Here is an 818-nt window from a genome sequence, read left to right as displayed (position 1 = left end):
TACCCTGCCAGGTGGAGACATAGGTGAAATCCGAAACCCACAGCTCGTTTGGCATGTCTGCCACGAAGGCTCGGTTCACCTTGTCGTCCGGGCAGGGTTGGGCCGTATCGGGGTTAGTGGTGATCACCTTCTTGCCCCGCACAACACCTTGTAATCCCATGACCTTCATCAGCCGCTCCACCGTGCAGCGGGCGATATCGTGACCGCCGCGGCGCAGCTGATGCCAGACCTTGCGCGCGCCATAGCGGCCTCGGCTGCCATCGAAGGCCTTCTTGATCGCCGCCATGTCCAGCCGATCCTGCCTGGCCCGGTCCGATGCCAGGTCCGGATCGTGCTCCACTGTCTTGAAGGCGTAATACGTCGATGGTGCGATCCCCAGAACCCGGCAGATCGGCCCGACACCAAAGACACTACGGTGATCACCAATGAACGCGATCATTTGCGAAACGGGCGGTCGAGCTCCGCCGCCGCGAAATATGCGCTGGCCTTCTTCAGGATCTCGTTCGCTTGACGCAGTTCACGGACCTCGCGCTCCAGTTCCTTGATCCGATCCTTCTCGGCGCTTGTCAGCCCACCGCGTCGCCCAGCGTCACGTTCGGCCTGCTGACACCAGACACGCAGACTGTCGGGTGAACAGCCGAGCTTCGGCGCAATTGCCTTGTAAGCAGCTGTGTCGCTGGCGTAACCGGCGCGGTTCTCTCGAAAAAGCCGAACACCGCGTTCGCGAAGCTCGGCAGGATAGGCGGGGGTGAATCTCTGCTTGGTCATAGGGCTCATCCTTTGAGTGTTTTACTCTCCGGTAAACCCGGGGCGGTTCA

The 818-nt window shown here is 61.0% G+C and carries 1 pseudogene and 1 other annotated feature; the pseudogene reads right to left on the bottom strand.

The window, feature by feature from the left end:
• Positions 1–768, bottom strand: a pseudogene (locus tag ACFOMH_RS20570) (IS3 family transposase); the annotation flags it as partial.
• Positions 365–481 (bottom strand) — a sequence feature (AL1L pseudoknot). Its footprint overlaps the pseudogene before it by 117 nt.
• Positions 769–818 lie beyond the last annotated feature (50 nt).

Source organism: Paracoccus mangrovi (assembly GCF_042648425.1).
In the GTDB taxonomy this organism is placed as follows: domain Bacteria; phylum Pseudomonadota; class Alphaproteobacteria; order Rhodobacterales; family Rhodobacteraceae; genus Paracoccus; species Paracoccus mangrovi.
The sequence above is the reverse complement of the archived record's forward strand: the minus strand, read 5'-3'. Positions and strand labels throughout refer to the sequence as shown.